This window comes from Brevundimonas balnearis, from assembly GCF_042434805.1.
Lineage (GTDB): Bacteria > Pseudomonadota > Alphaproteobacteria > Caulobacterales > Caulobacteraceae > Brevundimonas > Brevundimonas balnearis.
Window position 1 is genome coordinate 82,013 of record NZ_JBHLSW010000004.1, and the last position, 23,397, is coordinate 105,409.

Here is a 23,397-nt window from a genome sequence, read left to right on the forward strand (position 1 = left end):
GGGGGAGGAAACGATGATCGGGCGGCTGCGCGGCGTGTTGGTCGAGGTCGGCGAGGCGGACTGCCTGATCGACTGTTCCGGCGTGGGGTATGTCGCCGTCTGCGGCGCGCGGACGCTGCAACGCCTGCCGGCGCCGGGGGAGGAGACCACCCTCTACATCGAGCACACCTGGTCGGCGGAGCAGGGCCCGCGCCTCTACGGCTTTCCCTCGCGCGACGAGCGCCGGGCCTTCACGACCCTGACGGCGATCCAGGGCGTCGGCCCGAAGGCGGCCCTGTCGGTGCTGGACGTTCTGCCGCCCGGCGAGCTGGCCTCGGCCGTCGCGCGCGAGGACAAGGCGGCCGTCGCGCGCGCCAACGGCGTCGGTCCCAAACTGGCCCTGCGGATCGTCACCGAGCTGAAGGGCAAGTCGCTCGCCGACGCCGGCTTCACCCCGAGCGCGGCCGGAGTTCACGCCGAGGTCGCGCCCGCCACGCCCAGCGTCGCCGGCGAGGCGGTCGCCGCCCTGCTGGGTCTGGGCGTGGCCGAGGTCAACGCACGTCGCGCCGTGGATCAGGCGCTGATCCGGCTGGGCGACGAGGCCGAACTCTCGGCCGTCATCCGCGCCGCCTTGCAGGAGCTGGGGCGGTGAGGGGAAGGGAGTGGCGCGTGGCGAGCGGTGAGTGGCGAGATGTGAAGAGTGCTAGTGAGCAAGGGGTGAGCTTCAAGACGGCGCGCGCCCCCGCCCGCTCACCCCTTCCTTCACCTCTGCGCTCACATTTCACTCGCCACTCGCCACTCTCCGCTCGCCACTCGACGTCATGACCGACGACCGCATCATCTCCGCCGCTCCGGCGCCCGGCGAGATCCATGACAAGGCCCTGCGCCCGCAGACCCTGTCCGAGTTCGTCGGACAGGAGCAGGCTAAGGGCAATCTGAAGGTCTTCATCGATGCGGCGCGGTCGCGGGCCGAGGCGCTGGATCACGTCCTGCTGTTCGGGCCGCCGGGCCTGGGCAAGACGACCCTGGCCCAGATCGTGGCGCGCGAGCTCGGCGTCGGCTTTCGCGCCACCTCCGGCCCGATCCTGGCCAAGGCCGGGGACCTGGCGGCGATCCTGACGAACCTGGAGCCGCGCGACGTCCTGTTCATCGACGAAATCCACCGCCTGAACCCGCAGGTGGAGGAGATTCTCTATCCGGCCATGGAGGACCATGTGCTGGACCTGATCATCGGCGAAGGGCCCTCGGCGCGGTCGGTGCGGATCGACCTGGCGCCCTTCACCCTGGTCGGGGCGACGACGCGGGCGGGGCTGCTGGCCACGCCGTTGCGCGACCGGTTCGGCATTCCGCTGCGGCTTGAGTTCTATACGCCGGACGAGCTGGTCAGGGTCATCTCCGGCGCGGCGCGGAAGATGGGCGCCCCGATCAGCGGGGACGGAGCCCTGGAGATCGCCCGGCGGGCGCGGGGTACGCCGCGCGTGGCCGGCCGGCTGCTGCGCCGGGTGCGGGACTTCGCCACCGCCGAGGGCGCGGCGACCATCGACCGGCTGGCGGCCGCCCGCGCCCTGGCGCGGCTGGAGGTCGACGAGGCGGGGCTGGACAGCCTGGACCGCCGTTTCCTGAAGGCCCTGATCGAGAACTACGGCGGCGGCCCCGTCGGCATGGACACCTTGGCGGCGGCGATCGCCGAGGCGCGCGACGCGGTCGAGGACGTGATCGAGCCCTATCTGCTGCAACAGGGCTTCATCCAGCGCACCCCGCGCGGCCGCATGGCCTGCGCCAAGGCCTATGCGCATCTGGGTCTGGAGGCGCCGAGGGCGCCGCAGGGCGGCCTGTTCGAGTGAGCATCGACTTCGATCCGGCCAAGGACGCGATCAATCGCGAAAAGCATGAGGTTTCACTCAGCCTGGCCGCGATCGGCGACTGGTCGAGCGCCCACATCGCTCGTGACGAGCGGCGCGACTACGGAGAGCCGAGATGGTATGCTTGTCTCCCGATTGGCGGACGCGTCTTCGTCGCGGTCTACACGGAGCGAGGGGCCGCCACGCGGATCATCAGCCTTCGGCGGGCCAATCCCCGCGAGGTCAGGAAGTATGAGCAGGTACGAGCCCGTTGAGCATATCGATGACCCGGACAACCCGGAGCTGACCGACGCTGACGTTGCACGTATGCGTCCGGCGCGTGAGGTGATGTCGCCGGAGCGACTGAAGGCGTTGGTCGAGGAACGCGAGGTCTTTCTGAAGCTCAAGCCGGAAACCATCGCCGCCTTCGCGGTCGAGGGCGACGACTGGCGCGAGCGGATGGCCGAGGCGCTGGAGAAGATCGCGCGGGACAAGCGCGCCGCGTGACCGATCCGCCCACCCACGGCCGGTTCGACGGCCGCGCGCACCTGCTGCCGGTGCGGGTCTATTACGAGGACACCGATTTCACGGGCCTGGTCTATCACGCCAACTACGTCCGCTATTTCGAGCGGGGGCGGTCGGACTTCCTGCGCGCCATCGGCATGGGGCACGCGCAGTTGCTGGAGGTCCATCCCCCGATGGCGTTCGTCGTCTCCAAGATGGAGCTGAGCTTCCTCAAGCCCGCCCGGATCGATGACGCGCTGGTGGTGCGGACGCACTATGACGCCGTGAAGGGGCCCCGCCTGATCATCCGTCAGCAGATCGAGCGGGACGACGACGTCCTGACCCGCGCCGAGGTCGAGGTCGTCTGCATCCACATGGACGGACGGCCCCGCCGGCCCACCCGCGACCTTGTCGAGAAAGTGAAGCCCTGGCTGGACCCGTCGCAGGCGTAAGGCGTCGACGGATCAGGCCCCGCCCGCTACAGCGGCCTCAGAAACGCCTTACAGCCCCGCTGCATAGGCTGCACGTCCCTCGACCGAACGCGAGTCCGCCATGACCGTCGCCGCCGAAGCCCATTCCCTGCTCAACCCCGTCGAGCTGTTCATGACCGCCGATTGGGTGGTGAAGAGCGTGATGGTGGGGCTGGCCGTCATGTCCCTGTGGTCCTGGGCGGTGATCCTGGACAAGGCCGTCCGTTTCTCCGGCCTGAACCGTCGCGCCGACGAGTTCGAGAAAGCGGTGGAATCGGGTCGGTCGCTCGAGGACGTGGCGGCTCAGGCCGGCCCGAACCCGGCGCATCCCCTGCCCCGCATGCTGACCGCCGCCCTGTCCGACTGGCGCGAGGCGCGGGCCAGGGGAACCCTGTCGGACACCCAGGCGAACCTCCTGATCGCCCGCATCGACCGCACGCTGGACTCCATGATCGCCCGCGAGGGCCGCCGGATCGAAGAGGGTCTGGGCGTGCTGTCGGTGGTCGCCACCGCCTCGCCCTTCATCGGCCTGTTCGGCACGGTGTGGGGCATCATGAACGCCTTCTCGGCCATCGCGTCGGCGGGCAACACCAACCTGACGACCGTGGCGCCGGCCATCGCGGAGGCCCTGTTCGCCACCGCCATCGGCCTGGCCGCAGCCATCCCCGCCTACATCGCCTACAACAAGTTCTCCATCGACGCGGGCAAGTTCACCGGCCGGCTGGAGAGCTTCGCCGACGACCTGCAGGCGGCGGTGGCGCGCCGGCTGGGCGCCTCGTCCCCGGCCGCCTCGCCCGCGCGCGCCGACTTCGGCCGGGAGATCTGAGCCATGGCTCTGGGCGCGGGCGCCGGCGGCGGCGGACATGTGCGGGGACGCCGGCGTGCACGCCGGGCCCCGCTGACGGAGATCAACGTCACGCCGCTGGTGGATGTGATGCTGGTGCTGCTGATCATCTTCATGATCTCGGCGCCGCTCCTGACCGTCGGCGTGCCGCTGGAGCTGCCCAGGACGGACGCCAGCGCGGTGGAGGCCGACGACGAGCCGATCACCGTCTCGGTGGACCGCGCCGGCGCGACCTTCGTGGGCGAGGACGCCGTGCCGTTCGACGACCTGGCGCGGGTGACCACCGCCATGGCCGGGCGCGAGATCGAGGAGCGCCCGATCTTCGTCCGGGCCGACGGCCAGGCGCCCTACGAGGCGGTCGCCCGGGTCATGGCGCGATTGTCGGCGGTGGGGTTCAGGCGCATCAACCTGATCACCGACACGGCCCCCAACGCCACGCCGGCGGCGGCCCCGGTCGACGCGGGCGCGGAGGGCTGATCCCCCCGTGACCCGTCCGGGCCCCATCGTCGGATCGATCGTCCTGCACGGCCTCCTGGTCGGGCTGGCGTTCGTGTCCTGGCCGCAGAAGGCGCGGGAGCCCGTGACCACCTCGGTGCCGGTCAGCATCGTGTCCGACATGACGGTGCTCGCAGCCGCTCCGGACAACCCCCAGCCCGAGCCGGTGCTGGAAGACGCCGCCACCGCGCCCCCGCCCGAGGCCGCCGAGACGCCGCCGCCGGAGCCTGAGCCGGTCCCGCCGCCGCCCCGGCCCCAGCCGCGCCCCTCGCCGACGCCGGCTCCGCCGCCCAAGAAGACACAGCCGACGCCCCCCCGGCCCGCCCCGCCCCGGCCCCAGCCGCAGCCGCGACGGGAGGAGCCGTCGCTCGACCTCGACGCCCTGGCCGGGCCCCGCCGTCCCAGCCCCAACACCGGCCTGCGCGCGCCGACCGGTCAGCAGGGCGCGGGCCAGGCCAGCCAGGCGATCGGACGCAGCGACCTGCAGGCGCTGGCGCGTCAGATCACGCCGCACTGGATCCTGAACTGCGACCTGCCGGGCGCGGACGACCTGGAGATCCGCGTGGTCGTCCGCCTGTCCGAACAGGGGCGGGTGGTCGGCGCGCCGCGCCTGCAAAGCCCGCGCAGCGACAGCACCTGGCGCGCGGCGGCGGACGGGATGCTGCGGGCGATCCAGGCCGCCGCTCCCTTCGACATGCCCGACGGATACGAACCCCAGGACATCCCGTTCGTGTTCCGGACGGCGAACCAGTGCGCCGGCCGCTGAGCCGCGCCCGAAAGTCGCCGCATTGGACACAATGCTGCGGTCTTACGATGGAATGTCTTGATCGGCGGATAGGCTGGCCGCCGGACGGAGGAAAAGAATGGCCCTGAAGACCCTGCTCGCCGCCGGCGCCGTCCTCGCGCTGCTGACGCCGCTCGGCGTGGCGGCCCAGCCCGCGCCGGCCCAGACGCCGCAGGAGGTGATCGTCGACGAGGGGGTGCTGCGCCCGCTTCAGATCGCCATCGCCCCCTTCAGCGGCCAGTACGGCGACCAGATCAGCGACGTGGTCGGCGCCAACCTGCGCCGCTCCGGTTTCTTCGAGCCGATGAATCCCGCGACGTTCCTCCAGCGCGACCTGACCCTGGGCAACGCGCCGGATTTCCCGCTGTGGACCCAGATCGGAGCCCAGGCGGTGCTCTACGGCTCCGTCACGCCCCGCGCGGACGGCCGAAACGACGTCGGCTTCCGCCTTTACGACCCCTACCGCCGCTGCCAGCTGGTCAGCTACCAGTTCACGGCGACGCCCGAGCAGTGGCGGCGGATCGCCCACAAGATTTCCGACGTCATCTACCAGCGGATGACGGGCGAGCCCGGCTTCTTCGATTCAAGGGTGCTCTTCGTCTCGGAAAGCGGGACCGAGCTGAACCGCCGCAGCCGGCTGGCCATCTCGGACCAGGACGGGTTCAACCCCACCTATCTGACAGACGGGACCGAGATCATCATGTCGCCGCGGTTCTCGTCGGACTCCAACGAGATCATCTATGTGGCGCTCGGTCGGGACTACAGCCGCATCTACATCCGCGACCTATCCACCGGACGGACGGAGACGCTGGGCGAGTTCGACGGTCAGGTGCTGGCGCCGCGCTTCGCGCCGGACGGCACGAAGGTCGCCTTCTCGATCATCCGGGGCGGGAACACTGACGTCTATGTGATGGACCTGAGAAGCCGCCAGGTGTCGCGTCTGACGTCCGATCCCGGCATCGACACCTCGCCGTCCTTCTCGCCGGACGGGCGGCGGCTGGTGTTCAACTCCGATCGGGGCGGCAGCGCGCGGCTCTATGTCATGAACGTCGACGGCTCGGGCCAGCGGCCGATCAGCCGGGGCGGCGGCGTCTACACCTCTCCGGTCTGGAGCCCGCGCGGCGATCTGATCGCCTTCGTCAAGCAGCAGGGCGGCCAGTTCCACATCGGGGTGATGAGCCCTGACGGCGGCGGCGAGCGGCTTTTGTCCTCCAGCTACTTCGAGGAAGGTCCGTCGTGGGCGCCGAACGGCCGCTACATCATGTACGCGAGGAAGGGTCGCAACGGCGCGACCCGGCTGTGGATGGTCGACGTCACAGGGCGCGTGGTCGGTCAGGCCGGCTACGAGGGGCGCGGCGAGGACCCGGCCTGGTCGCCGCTCCTGGACGCGCCGCCGACCGATCTCGGATTCAACCAGTCGCCTGACAGTTGTCCCGCCTGATCGGGACGAACCTTTGGCGTAACTATCGCGTTATCGCCCCGTATTCCGTTGCGTAGCTTAAAGCTTGGCCTTTATGGCCGAACATCATCCGCCTGACAGGATCCAGAGGGAGACGCCCATGAAGACCTCCATCGCCCGCCTCGCCCTCGCGGGCGTCGCCGTCGCCGCCATGGCCGCCTGCGCGCCGCGTCCGACGCCCGAGGGCGCCGTGGACAACGGCGCGGCCCAACCCACGGGCCCGGCCTATCCCACCGCTCCCACCGGCCCCGTCGAAGGCGGAAATGTCGGCGCGGCGCTGCCCGGCTCCGAGCAGGACTTCGTCGTCAACGTCGGCGACCGCGTCTACTTCGATCTCGACAGCTATCAGGTGAAGCCCGAGGCCTACGCCCGCCTGAACGCCCAGGCCCAGTGGCTGCAGCGCTATCCGAACGTGCGGGTCCGCATCGAGGGCAACGCCGACGAGCGCGGCACCCGCGAGTACAACCTCGCGCTCGGCGCCCGCCGCGCCGAGTCGGTGCGCGCCTATCTGGTCGAGCGAGGCGTCGCGGCCGGCCGTATCGACACCATCAGCTACGGTAAGGAGCGTCCGATCGCGGAAGGCTCCAACGAAGAGGCCTGGGCCCGTAACCGCAACGCCCACACGGCCATCGTCTCCGGCGCCCAGTAAGTCACGCGCAGCCATTGTCGGTTGAGGGGGCGGCTTCGGCCGCCCTTTCTTTTTGACCGAAGCCTTGCCGCGTCGCACACTCGCCCCGATCGGGGAGAACGGCATGGACATCGAGGCGGCGGGCGGCGCGGCCACGGCGGGCCTGGTGGCGGGGGCGATCGAGCGCCCCGAGGGTCAGGCGGGCGAGCACCACGGCGTCTGCACCGACTGCGGCGCGGCGACCTCCGGCAAGTTCTGCTCCAACTGCGGCCAGCCCACGCACGTGCACCGCTCGCTGCTGCATCTCGGCGAAGAGCTGCTGCATGGCGTCATGCATTTCGACACGCGCGTCTGGCGCACGCTGCCGCTTCTGGCCTTCAACCCGGGTCGGCTGACGCGCGAGTGGATCCAGGGCAAGCGCACCCGCTACGTCTCGCCGCTGGCGCTGTTCCTTTTCACCGTCTTCCTGATGTTCTTCATCCTCAGCTTCGGCGGGGGCGGAGTGGTTAACGTGGCCACGCTTGACGAGCGGATCGCCACGGCGCGGGAGGGCGTCGTCGAGGCCGAGGCCGCCGTCGCCGAAGCCGAGCGGGACGTGGTCGCGGGCGAACCCGGAGCCGAGAGCGTGCTGGCGGGCGTGCGCACGGCCGCCGAGGTCGCACGGAGCGAGCTGGAGCGACTGGAGGCGGCGCGCACGGCGGGGCCGCGCGCGGACGGATATGAGCCGGGCAGCTGGCAGGCCAGCCTGGCCGACGCGGTGAGCGAAGGCGACGTCACCATCGGCGTGGGCGACAAGAAGTTCCAGGAAAAGGTTCTGGAAAAGCTGAGGAATCCTGAGTTCGCCTTCTACAAGGTGCAGCAGACCCTCTATAAGTTCGCCTTCCTGCTGGTGCCGCTGTCGATCCCCTTCGTGTGGCTGATGTTCGCCTGGAAGCGAGGCTTCACCTGGTACGACCACGGCGTCTTCGTGCTCTACTCCCTGACCTTCATGGCGATCTTCTTCATGGGCCTGTCGCTGCTCGACCGGATCGCGGGCACGGAAGAAAACTGGTGGCAGGCGACGATCTCGGGGATCGGCTCCATCCTCGGTCTCGGCGTGCCGGTTCACATGTACGCCCAGCTGAAGGGGACCTACTCTCTCGGGTGGTTCTCGGCCCTCTGGCGAACTTTCGTTCTGATGCTGTTCAGCCTATTTGTCTTCACCCTGTTCCTGGTAGGCGTGATCCTGTTCGGCCTGGGCTTCTGAGGCCTTGCGGCGGCCTCAAATCGGTGAAAGCTCTTCGCTCATGACGCTGTCTCCCAACACCCTTCGGATCGTGGCGCTCGCCGCCGTCTCCAGCGCCGCCCTGGCGGTCGCCGGCACCGTGGTGATCGCCCAGACCGCGCCGCTTGAGCCGGTGCAGTGGGACCGCCGCGCCCTGGACCGCCTGGACCGCAACGTCCGCCGGCTGGAGCGCGCACTGACCCAGAGGAACGCGGCCGGCCAGCCGGTCCTGCTGGAGCCCGACCCCGAGACCATCGCCCTGCAGGGACAGACCCAGATTCTTGATCGTCGCCTCGGCGACATGGAGGCGACCGTCCAGCGCGTGAACGCGGATCTGGAGCGGCTGACTTTCGCCGTCGATGAGGCGCGCGAGGACAACGCCGCCCTGCGACGCCGCCTGTCGGACGCGGAGCGCCGCATCGCCGAGATGGAGCGCGCCGCCGCCGCCGCGCGCGAGGAGGCCGCGCTGAACGGCCCGATCACGGCCAACTCCCCGACCGGCGACGCCGCTCAGGACCTCGCCGCCGCCGTCACCCTGTCGCGCACCGACGCCCGACGCGGCGCCAGAGCGCTCGAGACCGTCGTGGTCACCTGGCCCGACACGCCCCAGGCCCGCGAGGCCAACGTCCGGCTGGGCGACCTGCGCGCCGCGGCCGACGACGACGCCGGCGCGGTCCAGGCCTATGCGGCGGCGCTGCAGGGCTGGCCCCGCGCGGGCTGGGCCGCCGAGACGACGCTGAAGCTGGCGGAAGGGCTCATCGTCACCGACCGACGGACCCAGGCCTGCGCCGCGCTCGGCGAGTTCACCCGCCGCTACGGCGAGGGGGCCGCCGCCCTGCGCACCCGCGCGACCCAGCTGCGCACCCGCGCCCAGTGTGGCTGACGGACCGCTCCCCGCAGACGATCTGAAAGAAGACGAGGTCTTCGCCCGGCTCGACGCGCGGCTGATGAGCGGAGCCGTCGCGCCCGTGGCCCTGGCTTTCTCAGGGGGCGGAGACTCGACCGCCCTCATGCGGCTCTCGACCGTCTGGGCGCGCCGGCGCGGACGCCGTATCGTCGCCCTGACCGTCGATCATGGTCTGCATCCGGACAGCGGCGCCTGGACCCGACGCGCTGGAGAGGTCGCCCGAACACTCGGGCTCGACTGGCGGCCGCTGGTCTGGGAGGGCGCCAAGCCGTCGACCGGCCTGGCCGCCGCCGCCCGCCAGACCAGGCACGCCCTGATCGCCGAGTCCGCGCGCGCAGCGGGGGCTCGGGTGGTCTTGACCGGCCACACGCTCGACGACGTCCTTGAAGGCGAGGTCATGCGGGCCGAAGGGCTGCCGCTGGGGCGGCTGGTCGAGTGGTCGCCCTCGCCCGTCTGGCCCGAGGGGCGGGGCCTGATGTTGCTGCGGCCGCTGCTGGGGGTGCGCCGGACGGCCATCAGGCGCTGGCTTCGGGCGCAGGGCGCGGACTGGCTGGACGATCCGGCCAACGACGACCCGCGACACCCGCGCGTGCGCGCCCGCCGCGCGCTCCATGGCCGCGCGACCGCCTCGCCCTGCCTGGCTGAGCCGGCGGTCGCGGAGACGGTGCGGGCGGCGCCGGGCGGGGGTCTTCGTCTGGAGCGCGGCGCCTCGCCCCGCGCCTTGGGCTTGGCCGTGCTCTGCGCCGGCGGCGGGTGCGCGCCGCCCCGGCGGAGGCGGCTGGAGGCCCTGGCCGACCGACTCGCGACCGGTGAACAGTTCGGGGCCACCCTGGCGGGCGCCAGGATCGAGGCCGGCGTCGACGCGGTCCTGGTGGCGCGGGAACCGGGCGAATGGGCCCGCCGGGGCGAGCCGGCGCTTCGACTCCGTCCCGGCCATGTCGCGATCTGGGACGGGCGGTTCGAGATCGCCGTCGATGCGCCGGGCTGGACCGTCGCGCCCGCGCGCGGCCGGATGGCGGCGCTGCCTCCCGAGGACCGGGCCGAGCTGATGCGCCGTCCCGCCATGCTGCGGCCCATCTCGCCGGTCATCGTCGGCGACGACGGAAGCGGCCCGCGCCTTGCAGGGCGGGTCGCGACGGTTCGTTGCCTCGTCCTGCAACGCTATCGGCTCGCGGCGGGCGAAACGCCGCACGAGCGGGCCCTCGTCGGGGCCGACGATGGCGCCGGGGCGGAAACGGACCTATGTCTGTTCGGTGACGGCGCGGGCGCGTCGTCTTTGGCGTTTCGAGGCGTTCGATGAACCTGCGCAACCTGGCGATTTTCGCCGTGATCATCCTGGCCATGTTCGGCATCTACGCCGCCATGGGATCCAACGGAGCCGTCGCGACCGGTCCCGCCGGCGCGCAGACGCGCCCGGTGGAGATCAGCTACACCGACCTTCTGCGCCGCACCGACGCCGGCGAAATCCAGACCGTGAAGATCCACGGCGACCGGATCACCGGGGAGCTGGAGGGCGGCCAGCGCTTCACCTCCACCGGCCCGATGAACACCGAGGCCCTGACCGAGCGCCTGAACGCGGCCGGCGTCCAGGTGGAATTCCAGACGCTCCGCACCTCCTGGGTGGTCACGGTGCTCGGCGGGCTGCTGCCGATCCTGCTGCTGATCGGGGTGTGGCTGTTCTTCATGAACCGGATGCAGGGCGGGGCGCGCGGGGCGATGGGCTTCGGCAAGTCCAAGGCCAAGCTGCTGACCGAGCACAAGGGCAGGAAGACCTTCGAGGACGTCGCGGGCGTCGACGAGGCCAAGGAGGAGCTGCAGGAGGTCGTCGACTTCCTGAAGGACCCGGGCAAGTTCCAGCGCCTGGGCGGGAAGATCCCCAAGGGCGCCCTGCTGGTCGGGCCTCCGGGCACCGGCAAGACGCTGCTGGCCCGCGCGGTGGCCGGCGAGGCGGGCGTGCCGTTCTTCTCCATCTCCGGCTCGGACTTCGTCGAGATGTTCGTCGGCGTCGGCGCCAGCCGCGTGCGCGACATGTTCGAACAGGCCAAGAAGAACGCCCCGTGCATCATCTTCATCGACGAGATCGACGCGGTCGGTCGTCACCGCGGCGCCGGCCTCGGCGGCGGCAACGACGAGCGCGAGCAGACGCTGAACCAGCTGCTGGTCGAGATGGACGGCTTCGAGTCCAACGAGGGCATCATTCTGATCGCGGCCACCAACCGGCCCGACGTCCTGGACCCGGCGCTGCTCCGCCCGGGCCGCTTCGACCGTCAGGTCGTGGTGCCGAACCCGGACGTCTCGGGCCGCGAGAAGATCCTGCGCGTGCACATGAAGGACGTGCCCCTGGCCGCCGACGTGCATGTGAAGACGCTCGCGCGCGGCACGCCCGGTTTCTCGGGCGCGGATCTGGCCAACCTGGTCAATGAGGCGGCCCTGATGGCGGCGCGGCGCGACCGGCGCATGGTCACCATGCGCGACTTCGAGGACGCCAAGGACAAGGTCATGATGGGCGCCGAGCGCAAGTCCATGGCCATGAACGAGGAGGAGAAGAGGCTGACCGCCTATCACGAGGGCGGCCACGCCATCGTCGCCATGAACGTGAAGATGGCCGACCCGGTGCACAAGGCGACGATCGTCCCGCGCGGCCGGGCGCTCGGCATGGTCATGCAGCTGCCGGAAGGCGACCGCTACTCGATGAAGTACCAGCAGATGGTTGATCGGATCGCCATCATGGCCGGCGGCCGCGTCGCCGAGGAGCTGATCTTCGGCAAGGAGAACATCACCTCGGGCGCCAGCTCCGACATCGAGCAGGCGACCAAGCTTGCAAGGGCGATGGTCACCCGCTGGGGCTTTTCCGACAAGCTGGGCACCGTGGCCTATGGCGAGAACCAGGAGGAGGTGTTCCTGGGCCACTCGGTGGCGCGCAGCCAGAACGTGTCGGAAGAAACCGCCCGGATCATCGACGAGGAGGTCAAGCGCATCGTCAGCTCCGGCTGGGACGAGGCCCGCCGCATCCTCACCGAGAAGGCCGACGACCTGGAGGCGCTGGCCCAGGCGCTGCTCGAGTACGAGACCCTGTCTGGCGAGGAGATCAAGGACCTGCTCGAGAAGGGCGTGAAGCCGAACCGGGACGAGAACAACTTCCCGAACGCCGGGCCGTCGGTCGCCGTGCCGATCACCCCGCCGATGGAGCCGCAGCCGGTCGCCGCGAGCGTTCCGCCCACGGTTCACTGAACCGAAGAGGCCCGCCGGTTCGCCGACGGGCCTTTTTGCCGGCGGGGCGGGTTGCCAACAACGTCCGGCGCGTTCATCCCGACGCCAGCCGCAGCGCGGAGACCTTCCATGGCCCTCAAGGCCCTGAGCCCCCGCGTCATGGGAATCGTCAACGTCACGCCCGACAGCTTCTCGGACGGCGGGCGGCTGGGCTCGGTCCAGGCGGCGGTGGAGCACGGCCTGCGGCTCGTCGCCGAGGGCGCCGCCATTCTGGACATCGGCGGGGAAAGCACCCGGCCGGGGGCGGCGCCGGTTCCGGTCGATGAGGAGATCGCGCGCACCACGCCCGTCATCGCGGGCTTGCGCGCTCGCTGGGACGGCCCGATCAGCATCGACACCATGAAGCCGGAGGTGGCGCGGGCGGCGGTCGCGGCCGGGGCGACGATCTGGAACGACGTGTCGGGCCTGGGCTTCACCGACGACGCCGTCGAGGTCGCCGCCGAGCTCGGCTGCGAGGTGGTCGTCATGCACGGGCTGAGGCCGGGATCGGCGCAGCATGTCGAGGTGTCGACCCTCGACATCGTGCCGGTCGTGCTCGACGACCTCCACGCCCGCGCCGACCGGGCGATGGCGGCCGGCGTGGCGCGCGAGCGGATCACGCTCGATCCGGGCATCGGCTTCGGCAAGACGCCCGAACAGGGCTTTCGACTCACGGCCGAGCTGCCCCGCCTGAAGGCGCTGGGGTTCCCGGTGCTGTACGGCGCCAGCCGCAAGCGGCTGATCGCCGCCGCCGATCCGACGGCGGTCCAGGCGACGGATCGGCTGGGAGGCTCGATCGCCCTGGCGCTGGCGGCGGCCGTCCGAGGGGCCGATGTGATCCGGGTCCACGACGTCCGCGAGACGGTGCAGGCGCTCAGGGTTCTCGGTCGGCTGGACCGCTGACCCGGCGGCCCGGGCTCAGTACCCGCCCGCCCGGGCGATGCGCTCGGCGTGGAAATGGGCGTCGCCCAGGAGCTCGTTCAGCACCCGCACCCGCTTCATGAAGAGGCCGATGTCGTACTCGTCCGTCATGCCGACGCCGCCGTGCATCTGCACGCCCTCCTGCACCGCCAGCTCGGCCACGCGGCCGGCCTTGGCCTTGGCGACCGAGACGGCGAGGTCGGCGGCCTCTGCGCCTGCGTCCAGCCGCTGAAGCGCGCCCAGCGTGGCGGCCTTGGCGATCTCCAGCTCCGAGAACAGTTGCGCCGCGCGGTGCTGCAGCGCCTGGAACTCGCCGATGGCGCGGCCGAACTGCTTCCTGCCCTTGATGTAGTCCATGGTGATCTGGAAGGCCTGGTCGCCCGCGCCGGTCAGCATGGCGGCGGCGCAGGCGCGCCCCAGAGACAGGGCGGCGTCCAGCGGCGCGGACGCCCCGCCGACCTGGCCGACCACGGCGTCGGCGTCGACCTGAACGTCCGTCAGCACCACCCGCGCGGCGTTGTGGGCGTCGACCATGACCGTGCGCTCGATCTCGACTCCGGCCGTCTTGGGATCGACCAGAAACAGGGTCGGGCCCTCGTCGGTGGCCGCCACGACGATCAGGGCGTCGGCGACGTGCCCGTCCAGCACGAAGCCCTTCCGGCCGTTGAGCCGAAAGCCGTTGCCGGCCCGCTCGGCCCGGGTATCGATCCGGTCGGGCGCGTGCTTGGGCCCCTCCTCCAGCGCCAGCGCCAGGATCGCCTCGCCCGCCGAGACCTTGGGCAGCCAGGCCGTCTGCTGGCTCTCCGAGCCCGCTTCGAGCAGCACCTTGGCCGCCAGGACGGAGCTGCCCAGGAACGGCGAGGGCGTCAGCGTCCGGCCCAGGCTTTCGGCGATCACGCCCGCCTCCACGGCCCCGAGCCCCGAGCCGCCCAGCGCCTCGGGCACGATCACGCCGGCGAAGCCCATCTCCCCGAAGGCCCGCCACAGCTCGCGCGACACGCCGTCCGCGTCCTTGCGGTCCCGGAGTTCGCGCAGATGCCTGATCGGCGCGTTCTCACTCAGGAAGCCGTCGGCCGCTTCCTTCAGCATCGTCTGTTCGTCGGTCAGGATCAGGGGCATCGAATGATCGTCCTCTCTGCACCCTCCCGCTAGATGGGGAGGGCCGGGGTGGGGGTGCGGGCGATGGCGGTTCCAGGCGGGGATCGGACGGCGCCTCCCGCGATCATCACCCGGATGACCCTGCGAGCACCCCCATCCCCGACCCTTCCCCCATCGAGGGGGAAGGGAGCGGTCCCGCTACGCCCCCGGAAGCTGCAGGATGTGCTTGGCGATGATGTTGAGCTGGACCTCGCTGGTCCCGCCCTCGATGGAGTTGGCCTTGGTGCGCAGCCAGTCGCGGGCGGCGGCGCCCTCGCGCGAGCGCTCGCTCTCCCACTCCAGCGCGTCCGAACCGCCCGCCGCCATCAGCAGCTCGTGGCGGCGCTTGTTCAGCTCCGAGCCGTAGTACTTCAGCATCGAGGCCATGGCCGGGTGCGCCTGTCCGGCCTTGGTCTGGTCGCCGACCCGCTCCAGCGCCAGGCGGAAGGCGGCGGCGTCGACGTCCAGCTCCGCGATGCGGGCGCGCAGCATGGGCTCGTCCAGGCGGCCTTCGTCCGTGACGCCGATGGTGTCCGCCGCGACCTGACCCACCGGTCGGCCGCCGGCGATCTCGCCCATCTCGCCGATCATGGTGCGCTCGTGCGCCAGCAGATACTTGGCCACGTCCCAGCCGCGGTTCAGTTCGCCAACGAGGTTCGCCTTCTCGACCCGGACATTGTCGAAGAAGGTCTCGCAGAAGGGGCTCTTGCCGCTGATCAAGGTGATCGGCCGGGTCGTCACCCCCGGCGTGGCCATGTCGAAGAGGACGAACGAGATGCCCAGATGCTTGGGCGCGTCCGGATCGGTGCGGACCAGGCAGAAGATCCAGTCGGCCTTGTCGGCGTAGGAGGTCCAGACCTTCTGGCCGTTGACGATCCAGTGGTCGCCCCTGTCTTCCGCCCGGGTCTGGAGGCCCGCCAGGTCCGAACCCGCGCCCGGTTCGGAATAGCCCTGGCACCAGCGGATCTCGCCGCGCACGATCTCGGGCAGGAAGCGCTTCTTCTGTTCCTCCGTGCCGAACTTCAAGAGCGCCGGGCCCAGCATCCAGACGCCGAAGGACTGAAGCGGGGGTTGGGCCTGGATGCGGCGCAGCTCCTGGGCCAGCACCTTGGCCTCCTCGCGCGACAGGCCGCCGCCGCCGTATTCGCGGGGCCATTCCGGCGCGGTCCAGCCCCGCGCCGCCATACGCTCCAGCCACTGCCTGTGCGCCGGCGTCTTGAAGACGGCGTTGCGGCCGCCCCAGATCACATCGGATTCGCGTTCCAGCGGCCCGCGCACTTCGGGCGGGCAGTTCTGTTCCAGCCAGGCGCGCGTCTCCGCGCGGAAGGTCTCAAGGTCGCTCATCTCGTCGCCTCGGCGTTCGTCCCTGATCGCACGCTAGAGGGTATCGATTGAGGACGGAAGCGTGACGCGACGTCAGCTCGCGGATCCGCTCGGCTCCGGCAGGATCGGCGGCGTGGAGTCCGGATAGGTCAGATAGGCGCGCCAGAGCTCGTGCGTCCTCTGGCGCGTCAGGTCGATCCGGCAGCCCAGCGCCTTCGAGCCCCGGATGGTGCCGTCGCTCCACCAGGCGTAGGTCGCGTCGCAGCTGGCCTGGACATAGGCCTCCCACGCGGCCTGGCCCGCGCGCAGCGCCTCGGCCACCTCAGGCCCGTCGGCGCCCACGATACGGTCGCCCAGGCCCTCCGCGCGCTCCACCACGGCGGCGAAGTAGCGCGCCTGCCGGGCCTGCTCGCGCTCCAGCTCGCGACCCATGCAGATGCCGATCTCGACGGTCGAGACGGGATCGTCGCAGGTCACCTCCGGCTCCTGGGCCAGCGCCAGCATGGTCATCATGGTGATCAGCATGGTTCGGGCTCCTCAGACGCGCGCCAGATAGGCGTCGATCTCCGCCAGGCGGGCCGCCTTTTCGGCGTCGGACAGGAAGGCCCCCTCAAAGCTGTTCCTCGCCACGCGCACCACGTCCTCGCGGCTCAGCCCCACCGCCTCGGCCAGGGCCCGGTAGTTGTCGTTCACATAGCCGCCGAAATAGGCCGGGTCGTCCGAATTCAGCGTCACGTGCAGCCCCCGCCGCAGCATCTCCGGCACGGGGTGATCCTTCAGGTCCGTCACCACGCAGAGCTTCAGGTTCGACAGCGGACAGACGGTCAGGGTCATCCGCTCCGCCGCCAGCCGGGCGATCAGGGCCTCGTCCTCCATCGACCGGTTGCCGTGATCCATGCGGTCGATGCGCAGCAGGTCCAGCGCCTCTCGCACATACTCCGGCGGCCCCTCTTCGCCGGCATGGGCGCAGAGCTTCAGGCCCATGTCGCGGGCGCGGGCGAACACCCGCTGGAACTTCGACGGCGGATGCCCGACCTCGGAGGAGTCGAGCCCCACCCCGACGATCCGGTCCAGCCAGGGCTCGGCCGCCTTCAGCGTGTCGAAGGCGGCGTCCTCGTCGAGGTGTCTGAGGAAGCACAGGATCAGCTTGGACGTGACGCCCAGCTCGGCCTCGGCGCGCGCCATGCCCGCCAGCAGCCCGTCCGCCACGACCCCGAACGGAATGCCCCGATCGGTGTGGGTCTGGGGGTCGAAGAAGATCTCCGCGTGACGCACGCTGTCCGCCGCCGCCCGCTGGAAATAGGCGAAGGCCAGGTCGTGGAAGTCGGCCTCGGTCCTGAGCACGTCGGCCCCGGCGTAGTAGATGTCCAGGAAGTCCTGAAGGTTGGAGAAGGCGTAGGCGGCCCGCACCTCCTCCACGCTGGCGAAGGGAATGGAGACGCCGTTCCGCTTGGCGAAGGCGAACATCTGCTCCGGCTCCAGCGACCCCTCGATGTGCAGGTGCAGCTCGGCCTTGGGCAGGCCGGAGATGAAGGCGTTCAGGTCAGTCATCGGCGGGCTCCTCGACGGACGTCAGCCTGCCCGTCGCCGCCCGCCCCGTCTAGGCGTCCGGGACGTCCTCGGCCCACTCCGGCGCCTCGAAATCCAGCGCGTCCTCCGGCTCCTTGAGGCTCAGCTCGGACACGGTCTGGCCGCGCACCGAAACGCCGGCGCGATGCACGCTGTCGGGATCGCCCGACACCAGATGATGCCAGGTCGCCAGCGGCCGCCCCTCATGCAGGCGGCGATAGGCGCAGGACTTCGGCATCCACTCCAGCGCCTCGATGTTCCACGGCGTCAGCTTGATGCAGTCCGGCACATGGCGCTTCCGGTTCGGATAGTCCGAACAGCGGCACAGGTCGGGGTCGAACAGCTTGCAATGGACCCGCGTCGGAATGACCTCGCCGGTCTCCTCCTCCTCGAACCGCACCACGCAGCAGCGGCCGCAGCCGTCGCAGAGCGATTCCCACTCGGCGGCGGTCATCTGCTCCAGGGTCTTCTCGCGCCAGAAAGCCATCGCGCGCCTCTTACTCCTCCCCCGCCCGGCGGGGGAGGGGGACCATGCGCGGCATGGTGGAGGGGGCGAGTTCAAGCGCCGGCGCTCCCGGTCGCCCCCTCCACCGCCTTCGGCGGTCCCCCTCCCCCATCGCGATGGGGGAGGAATGACTTGCGCGGACTGGCGAAAGTTCGCGCCCGCACCTATTGCAGGCGACCCGCCGTAACAGGATCCCCATGGCCGCGCGCCCGCCCCTCGTCGCCCTCAAGGACGTCCGTCTGCAGGACGGACCACGCCCGCTGTTCGACGGAGTCGACATGGCCATCGAGCCGCGCGTGCGGGCCGCGCTGGTCGGGCGCAACGGCGCGGGCAAGTCCACCCTGATGAAACTGGTCATGGGGCTGATCGAGCCCGACGCGGGCGAGCGCTCGGTGCAGGCGGGGACCCGCTTCGCCTATGTGCCGCAGGAGCCGCTGATCACCGGCGAGACGCTCGCCGACTACGCCGCGTCGGGGGGCGCCGAGCGCTGGGACGGCGAAGCCTGGCTGGAGACCTTCGGCCTGAACCCGACGAAGGCGGCGGCGAACCTGTCCGGCGGCGAGACCCGGCGCGCGGCGCTGGCCAAGGCCTTCGCCGAGGCGCCCGACGTCCTGTTGCTCGACGAACCGACCAACCACCTCGACATCCTGGCCATCGAGCGGCTGGAGGCGGAGCTCCTGTCGCTGCGCTCGGCGGTGCTGGTGGTCAGCCACGACCGCGCGTTCCTGAACCGCGTGACCCAGGCCGTGCACTGGCTGGAGAGCCGCAAGGTCCGCACCCTGGACAAGGGGTTCGAGGCCTTCGACGCCTGGTCCACCAAGCTCTACGAGGAAGAGGCGGAGTCGCTGCGCCGCCTGACGAAGCGCATCGAGGCGGAGACCTACACCTTCTACCGCTCCATCACCGCCCAGCGGACGCGCAACGAGGGCCGGGCCGAGCGGCTGCGGCAGATGCGGATCGAGCGCGCGGAGCGGGTGCGGGACCTGCCGCGCGAGCTGAACCTGGGCGTCGACGCAGGCGCGGCCTCCGGCAAGCTGGTCGCCGAGCTGAAGGGCGTGGCCAAGTCCGTACCAATCCTCCCCCGCGACGCGGGGGAGGGGGACCACGCGCAGCGTGGAGGAGGGGGCGACCGCAACCCTGGCGATGGAAGAGGAGCACCGGACCAAACCGCCGATATCGGCGCCGCGTCCGCCCCCTCCACCGCTTTGCGGTCCCCCTCCCCCGCGAGCGGGGGAGGAGCGCGTCGTGTGCTCTTTCGCAACCTGACCACCCGCGTGATCCGGGGCGATCGGCTGGGGATCGTCGGCCCGAACGGCGCGGGCAAGACGACGCTGGTCAAGACGCTGCTGGGCGAGCTTTCCCCCGACGAGGGGACGGTGCGGCTGGGGGCCAATCTGGAGGTCGTCTACATGGACCAGTCCCGCGAGGGGCTGCGGTCGGACATGACCCTGTGGGACGCCCTGACGCCCGGCGGGGGCGACTCCGTGCTGGTGCGCGGCCGGCCCATGCACGTGGCGGCCTACGCCAAGGAGTTCCTGTTCCAGGAGGCCCAGCTGAAGCAGCCGGTCTCCACCCTGTCGGGCGGTGAGCGCAACCGCCTGCTGCTGGCTCGGGCGCTGGCCAGGCCGGCGAACCTGCTGGTGCTGGACGAGCCCACCAACGACCTGGACATGGACACGCTCGACAAGCTCGAGGAGCTGCTGGAGGGCTATGAGGGCACCCTGATCCTGGTCAGCCACGACCGCGATTTCATCGACCGGCTGGCCACCTCGACGCTGGCCCTGAACGGGCGGGGCGACATCGTGGAGACGCCCGGCGGCTGGACCGACTTCGTGCGGCAGAACCCGGGGTTTCTGGAAGAGAAGGTGAGGCGTGCCAGCGAGCAGGAGGTGAGCGGATCGGCGCGGTCGACGACATCCACGGCTCACCTCTCGCTCACCAGCCCCCCTCGCTCATCCGCCAAGAAGCTCTCCTACAAGGACCAGCGGCGGCTGGAGGAGGTGGAACGCCTCATGGAGACCCTGCCGGCCGAGATCGCGCGCCATGAGGCGACGCTGTCGGACCCCGGCCTCTACGCTCGCGACCCCGCCGCGTTCGACAAGGCGATGAAGGCCGCCGAAAAAGCCCGCACCGATCTGGAAGCCGCCGAGGCGGACTGGCTGGAGATCGAGGAGAAGAAGGCCGCCCTGGCCGGTTGATCCGCTTTCTGTGGACAACGCAAACCGCTGATCCGCTTCGACGAATTTCGTCCGTCCACAGATATCCACGGGGTTATGCACCGATCGCGGGCGGCTTTCGCACAGCGGGCCGGGTTCGGGCGCTTGCCTCATACCCGGTTTCGTCGGAACGTCAACGGGCCGAGGGACACGGCGGCGCGGAAATCCGGGGAGACCCGGAAGCTTCAAGCGGGTCGGTCCGACGCCCTGACCGGATGACGAAGACGGCTTCGGCCCGAGACGTCCACCGGCAGGACCCAGGCTTCGATGGTCCGGCTTCGGCCGATCGTCGCGGAACCGGGTCACGATCGCTGAACGACGACGGAAGCAACGCCGTCGGACCGGCGGCGACGAGGCGGCGACGGGATACAGCCGACCGTCCAGGGGGTTCGCCCTCTCGATGCCCAGGCCAAGGTCTCCGACCCTCAACGGCCAAGTCCAACCCGGACTTGGCGAGGGGACGTGCGCAACGGTTCGACCGGGCGAACGTCCCCTCGCTCAATTTTGGAGGCGCCCTACCGCTCGCGACGCGGTCGCTCGCTGCTTGAGGGCATGTTGAGTCGCCCTACCGCTCGGCGCGCGGCGCCTCGCTGCTTGAGGGCATGTTGAGTCGCCCTACCGCTCGGCGCGCGGCGCCTCGCTGCTTGAGGGCGTGTTGAGTCGCCCTACCGCGCGGCGCGCGCGAGATCTCGGCCGTATCCCTTCCCTCACGGCCGCGTGAGCCCTACACCTGAGCCATGGCCCAGCGGAATCGTCTCGTCATAGATCGTCGCCTGCTGATCGCGGGCGCCGCCGCCCTGCCGCTGGCCGGCTGCGGTCGCGGCGAGCCCGCGCAGGTGGATGAGGCCGGCCGCGTGCGCCTGCGCTTCGCCACCGACTGGCTGGCCCAGGCCGAGCACGGCGGCTTCTATCAGGCGCGGGCGTCGGGGGCCTACGAGCGGCGCGGCCTGAACGTGCAGATCATCCAGGGCGGACCGGCGGTGAACGTGCCCCAGCTGCTGGCCTCCGGCGCGGTCGAGCTGGGCATGGGCTCCAACAGCTTCATCACCCTGAACCTCGTCGCCGAGGGCGCGCCGGTGAAGGCCGTGGCCGCCTTCTTCCAGAAGGACCCGCAGGTCCTGATCGCCCACCCGGACCCGGAGCTGGAATCGATCGCCGACCTGGCCGGGCGCCCGATGCTGCTAGCGGACGCCTCGATCACCGCCTTCTGGGTCTGGCTCAAGGCGCGCTACGGCTTCACCGACGACCAGGTGCGCAAGTACACCTTCAACCCCGCGCCCTTCCTGGCCGACCCCCGCGCGGTGCAGCAGGGCTATCTGACGTCGGAGCCCTATACGATCCAGAAGGTCGCGGGCTTCGATCCGCGGGTCTTCCTGCTGGCGGACGAGGGCTACCCCTCCTACGCGACCATGGTCCTGGCGCCGGACGCCTTCGCCCGGGACAACGCGGACGCGCTGAGGAACTTCATCGCCGCCTCGATCGAGGGCTGGCGCGACTATCTGAACGGCGATCCGAGCGCCGCCGACGCCCTGATCCGACGCGACAATCCCGAGATGACCCAGGACGTCCTGGACCAGGCGCGGGCCAAGCTGAAGTCCTACGCCATCGTCGAGGGCGGCGACGCAGCCCTCTATGGCCTCGGCGCCATGACGGCGGAGCGGTGGCAGGCCTTCTTCGACGTGACCAGCCAGGCGGGCGTCTATCCCGCCGATCTGAACTGGCGCGACGCCTTCACGCTCGACTTCCTGCCGGGCCGTGGCTGACGAGGCCCCCGCCGTCGCGCTGCGGCGGGTGCTGATCCGCTATCCGGGCCGCGCGCCGATCGGCCCGGTCGACCTGACCATTCCAGACGGCGAGATCGTCGCCCTGGTCGGGGCGTCGGGATCGGGCAAGTCCACCCTGCTGCGCCTGATCGCAGGTCTCGAAGCCCCCAGCGAGGGCGAGGTCGCCCGCGCCGCGCCGCGCGACCGCGTCGGTCTGGTGTTCCAGGCCCCGACCCTGATGCCCTGGGCCTCGGCGCGGACCAATGCGCGACTGCCGCTGGACCTGATGGGCGTCCCGCGCGCGGAGGCCGACCGGCGGGCGGCGGCGGCGCTGGCCTCCGTCGGGCTGGAGGACCGCGCGGACGCGACGCCGGCGCGGCTGTCCGGCGGCATGGCCATGCGGGTGTCGCTGGCGCGGGCGCTCGCGGCCGAGCCGCGCCTGCTGCTGCTCGACGAGCCCTTCGCCGCGCTGGACACCGTCACCCGTCGTGCGCTCGCTGAGGACCTGCACCGCATCTGGGTCGAGCGTCGCCCGACGATGGTCTTCGTCACCCATGACGTGGAGGACGCGGCGCATCTGGCGACCCGCGCCGTGGTGCTGGACGCCACGACGGGCGCGGTGGCCGAAACCGTCGAGCTGCCGTCCGCCCTGCCCCGCCCCGACGGCTTCCGGAACGGCGACGAGGCCCGCGCCGCCGTGGAGCGGCTGTCCGCCGCGCTCGGCCGGGCCATGGGGAGCGGGCGATGAGGGCCTTCGCGCGCGTCCTGCCGCCGATCCTTCTGGCCGCTGTCCTGCTGGCGGTCTGGGAGGTCGCGTGCCGGGCGTTGGCCGTCCCCGCCTATTTCCTGCCGCCGCCCAGCGCCGTAGCGACGGCGCTGGTCGAGGCCGCGCCGCGCCTGATCCCGTCGGCCGGGCGCACCTTCATGATGGCGATGCAGGCCCTGGTCGCCGCGACCGCGATCGGCGGCGGGCTGGCGCTGATCGTCTCCCTCAGCCCGGCGGCGGAGCGGGCGGTGCGGCCGCTGGCGACCGCCGTGCAGGTCACCCCCGTGGTGGCGATCGCGCCCCTGGTCCTGATCTGGTACGGCCTGGACAACGCCTCGGGCGCGGTCGTGACCCTGGCGGCGCTGGTCGCCTTCTTCCCGCTGTTCTCCGGCGTCCTGACCGGGCTGAAGTCGGCCGAGCCGGACCTGGAACGGCTGTTCGACCTCTATGGCGCGACACGGCTCCAGCGCCTGTGGCGGCTGCGCCTGCCGTCCGCCCTGCCCTATGCGCTGGAGGGGTTCCGCGTCGCCGCGGGGCTGTCGATCATCGGCGCGGTGGTGGCCGAGTTCGTCTCCGGCTCCGGCGCCGCCCAGGGGTTGGCGTGGCGTCTTCTTGAGGCGGGCAATCGGCTCCGCACCGCCGAGCTGATGGCGGCGCTGGTGTGGCTGGCGGTCATGGGGGCGGCGCTCAACGCGGCCGTCGGCCTGCTGGCCGATGTTGTTCGTCGCCGCGTCGTCGGACGTTAGCCGCCGATTAAGGCCGCGCGCCTTAGC

The 23,397-nt window shown here is 71.0% G+C and carries 23 protein-coding genes and 2 pseudogenes; 20 read left to right on the forward strand and 5 right to left on the reverse strand.

The features are described 5' to 3' along the window. Nucleotides 1-13 precede the first annotated feature (13 nt). From ruvA to folP, 15 genes are all read left to right on the forward strand, one after another. Nucleotides 14-631, forward strand: coding sequence for a Holliday junction branch migration protein RuvA (ruvA, locus tag ACFFGE_RS06055; RefSeq protein ID WP_376835352.1), 618 nt, complete (start codon nt 14-16; stop codon nt 629-631). A gap of 169 nt (nt 632-800) precedes the next feature. Then, complete coding sequence (ruvB, locus tag ACFFGE_RS06060) at nt 801-1,823, forward strand: Holliday junction branch migration DNA helicase RuvB (protein WP_376835353.1); 1,023 nt, start codon at nt 801-803, stop codon at nt 1,821-1,823. After that, on the forward strand, nt 1,820-2,095 hold the full coding sequence (locus ACFFGE_RS06065; protein WP_376835354.1) for a BrnT family toxin: 276 nt from the start codon (nt 1,820-1,822) through the stop codon (nt 2,093-2,095). Before ruvB ends, ACFFGE_RS06065 begins: the two co-directional genes overlap by 4 nt. Further along, nucleotides 2,073-2,327, forward strand: coding sequence for a BrnA antitoxin family protein (locus ACFFGE_RS06070; RefSeq protein ID WP_376835355.1), 255 nt, complete (start codon nt 2,073-2,075; stop codon nt 2,325-2,327). Before ACFFGE_RS06065 ends, ACFFGE_RS06070 begins: the two co-directional genes overlap by 23 nt. Then, nucleotides 2,324-2,776, forward strand: a complete 453-nt coding sequence (gene ybgC, locus ACFFGE_RS06075) for a tol-pal system-associated acyl-CoA thioesterase (protein ID WP_376835357.1) — start codon at nt 2,324-2,326, stop codon at nt 2,774-2,776. The genes ACFFGE_RS06070 and ybgC overlap by 4 nt, the downstream gene beginning before the upstream one ends. 100 nt (nt 2,777-2,876) lie before the next feature. After that, on the forward strand, nt 2,877-3,620 hold the full coding sequence (gene tolQ, locus ACFFGE_RS06080) for a protein TolQ (protein ID WP_376835358.1): 744 nt from the start codon (nt 2,877-2,879) through the stop codon (nt 3,618-3,620). 3 nt (nt 3,621-3,623) lie between these two features. After that, on the forward strand, nt 3,624-4,115 hold the full coding sequence (locus tag ACFFGE_RS06085; protein ID WP_376835360.1) for an ExbD/TolR family protein: 492 nt from the start codon (nt 3,624-3,626) through the stop codon (nt 4,113-4,115). Nucleotides 4,116-4,122: 7 nt separating this feature from the next. Then, entirely contained in the window at nt 4,123-4,899 is a 777-nt protein-coding gene (tolA, locus tag ACFFGE_RS06090; protein WP_376835361.1) for a cell envelope integrity protein TolA, read from the forward strand. Nucleotides 4,900-4,996: 97 nt separating this feature from the next. Then, entirely contained in the window at nt 4,997-6,358 is a 1,362-nt protein-coding gene (tolB, locus tag ACFFGE_RS06095; protein ID WP_376835362.1) for a Tol-Pal system beta propeller repeat protein TolB, read from the forward strand. Nucleotides 6,359-6,476: 118 nt separating this feature from the next. Further along, the gene (gene pal, locus ACFFGE_RS06100; RefSeq protein WP_376835363.1) at nt 6,477-7,025 is read left to right on the forward strand and encodes a peptidoglycan-associated lipoprotein Pal; all 549 of its coding nucleotides are present in this window, start codon (nt 6,477-6,479) and stop codon (nt 7,023-7,025) included. Nucleotides 7,026-7,089: 64 nt separating this feature from the next. Beyond that, nucleotides 7,090-8,250, forward strand: coding sequence for a DUF3667 domain-containing protein (locus ACFFGE_RS06105; protein ID WP_376835364.1), 1,161 nt, complete (start codon nt 7,090-7,092; stop codon nt 8,248-8,250). 40 nt (nt 8,251-8,290) lie between these two features. Further along, entirely contained in the window at nt 8,291-9,151 is an 861-nt protein-coding gene (locus ACFFGE_RS06110; protein ID WP_376835365.1) for a tetratricopeptide repeat protein, read from the forward strand. Then, entirely contained in the window at nt 9,144-10,475 is a 1,332-nt protein-coding gene (gene tilS, locus ACFFGE_RS06115) for a tRNA lysidine(34) synthetase TilS (protein ID WP_376835366.1), read from the forward strand. Before ACFFGE_RS06110 ends, tilS begins: the two co-directional genes overlap by 8 nt. Next, nucleotides 10,472-12,406, forward strand: coding sequence for an ATP-dependent zinc metalloprotease FtsH (ftsH, locus tag ACFFGE_RS06120; protein ID WP_376835367.1), 1,935 nt, complete (start codon nt 10,472-10,474; stop codon nt 12,404-12,406). The genes tilS and ftsH overlap by 4 nt, the downstream gene beginning before the upstream one ends. A gap of 108 nt (nt 12,407-12,514) precedes the next feature. Beyond that, complete coding sequence (gene folP / locus ACFFGE_RS06125) at nt 12,515-13,327, forward strand: dihydropteroate synthase (RefSeq protein ID WP_376835369.1); 813 nt, start codon at nt 12,515-12,517, stop codon at nt 13,325-13,327. A 15-nt stretch (nt 13,328-13,342) separates the two neighbouring features. On the opposite strand, the gene ACFFGE_RS06130 is transcribed toward folP, so the two are convergent. From ACFFGE_RS06130 to ACFFGE_RS06150, 5 genes are all read right to left on the reverse strand, one after another. Beyond that, nucleotides 13,343-14,464: an acyl-CoA dehydrogenase family protein gene (locus ACFFGE_RS06130; protein ID WP_376835370.1), complete on the reverse strand. Its 1,122-nt coding sequence runs from the start codon at nt 14,462-14,464 to the stop codon at nt 13,343-13,345. A gap of 177 nt (nt 14,465-14,641) precedes the next feature. Further along, nucleotides 14,642-15,826: an acyl-CoA dehydrogenase family protein gene (locus tag ACFFGE_RS06135; protein ID WP_376835371.1), complete on the reverse strand. Its 1,185-nt coding sequence runs from the start codon at nt 15,824-15,826 to the stop codon at nt 14,642-14,644. Nucleotides 15,827-15,898: 72 nt separating this feature from the next. Beyond that, nucleotides 15,899-16,330, reverse strand: a complete 432-nt coding sequence (locus ACFFGE_RS06140; protein ID WP_376835372.1) for a lysozyme inhibitor LprI family protein — start codon at nt 16,328-16,330, stop codon at nt 15,899-15,901. Between the two features lie 12 nt (nt 16,331-16,342). Continuing rightward, nucleotides 16,343-17,356 (reverse strand): adenosine deaminase, encoded by a 1,014-nt coding sequence (locus tag ACFFGE_RS06145; protein WP_376835373.1) that lies wholly within the window; start codon nt 17,354-17,356, stop codon nt 16,343-16,345. Between the two features lie 49 nt (nt 17,357-17,405). Continuing rightward, nucleotides 17,406-17,861, reverse strand: a complete 456-nt coding sequence (locus tag ACFFGE_RS06150) for a YcgN family cysteine cluster protein (RefSeq protein ID WP_376835374.1) — start codon at nt 17,859-17,861, stop codon at nt 17,406-17,408. Between the two features lie 215 nt (nt 17,862-18,076). Between ACFFGE_RS06150 and ACFFGE_RS06155 the strand changes: the two are divergent. The 5 genes and pseudogenes from ACFFGE_RS06155 to ACFFGE_RS06175 form a co-directional block, all read left to right on the forward strand. Beyond that, nucleotides 18,077-19,733 (forward strand): annotated as a pseudogene (locus ACFFGE_RS06155) (ABC-F family ATP-binding cassette domain-containing protein); the annotation flags it as partial. A gap of 92 nt (nt 19,734-19,825) precedes the next feature. After that, a pseudogene (locus tag ACFFGE_RS06160) lies at nt 19,826-20,077 on the forward strand (ABC transporter ATP-binding protein); the annotation flags it as partial. Between the two features lie 755 nt (nt 20,078-20,832). Continuing rightward, on the forward strand, nt 20,833-21,858 hold the full coding sequence (locus ACFFGE_RS06165) for an ABC transporter substrate-binding protein (protein WP_376835375.1): 1,026 nt from the start codon (nt 20,833-20,835) through the stop codon (nt 21,856-21,858). After that, nucleotides 21,851-22,606: an ABC transporter ATP-binding protein gene (locus ACFFGE_RS06170; RefSeq protein ID WP_376835376.1), complete on the forward strand. Its 756-nt coding sequence runs from the start codon at nt 21,851-21,853 to the stop codon at nt 22,604-22,606. The genes ACFFGE_RS06165 and ACFFGE_RS06170 overlap by 8 nt, the downstream gene beginning before the upstream one ends. Next, nucleotides 22,603-23,370, forward strand: coding sequence for an ABC transporter permease (locus ACFFGE_RS06175; RefSeq protein ID WP_376835377.1), 768 nt, complete (start codon nt 22,603-22,605; stop codon nt 23,368-23,370). The genes ACFFGE_RS06170 and ACFFGE_RS06175 overlap by 4 nt, the downstream gene beginning before the upstream one ends. Nucleotides 23,371-23,397: the final 27 nt, after the last annotated feature.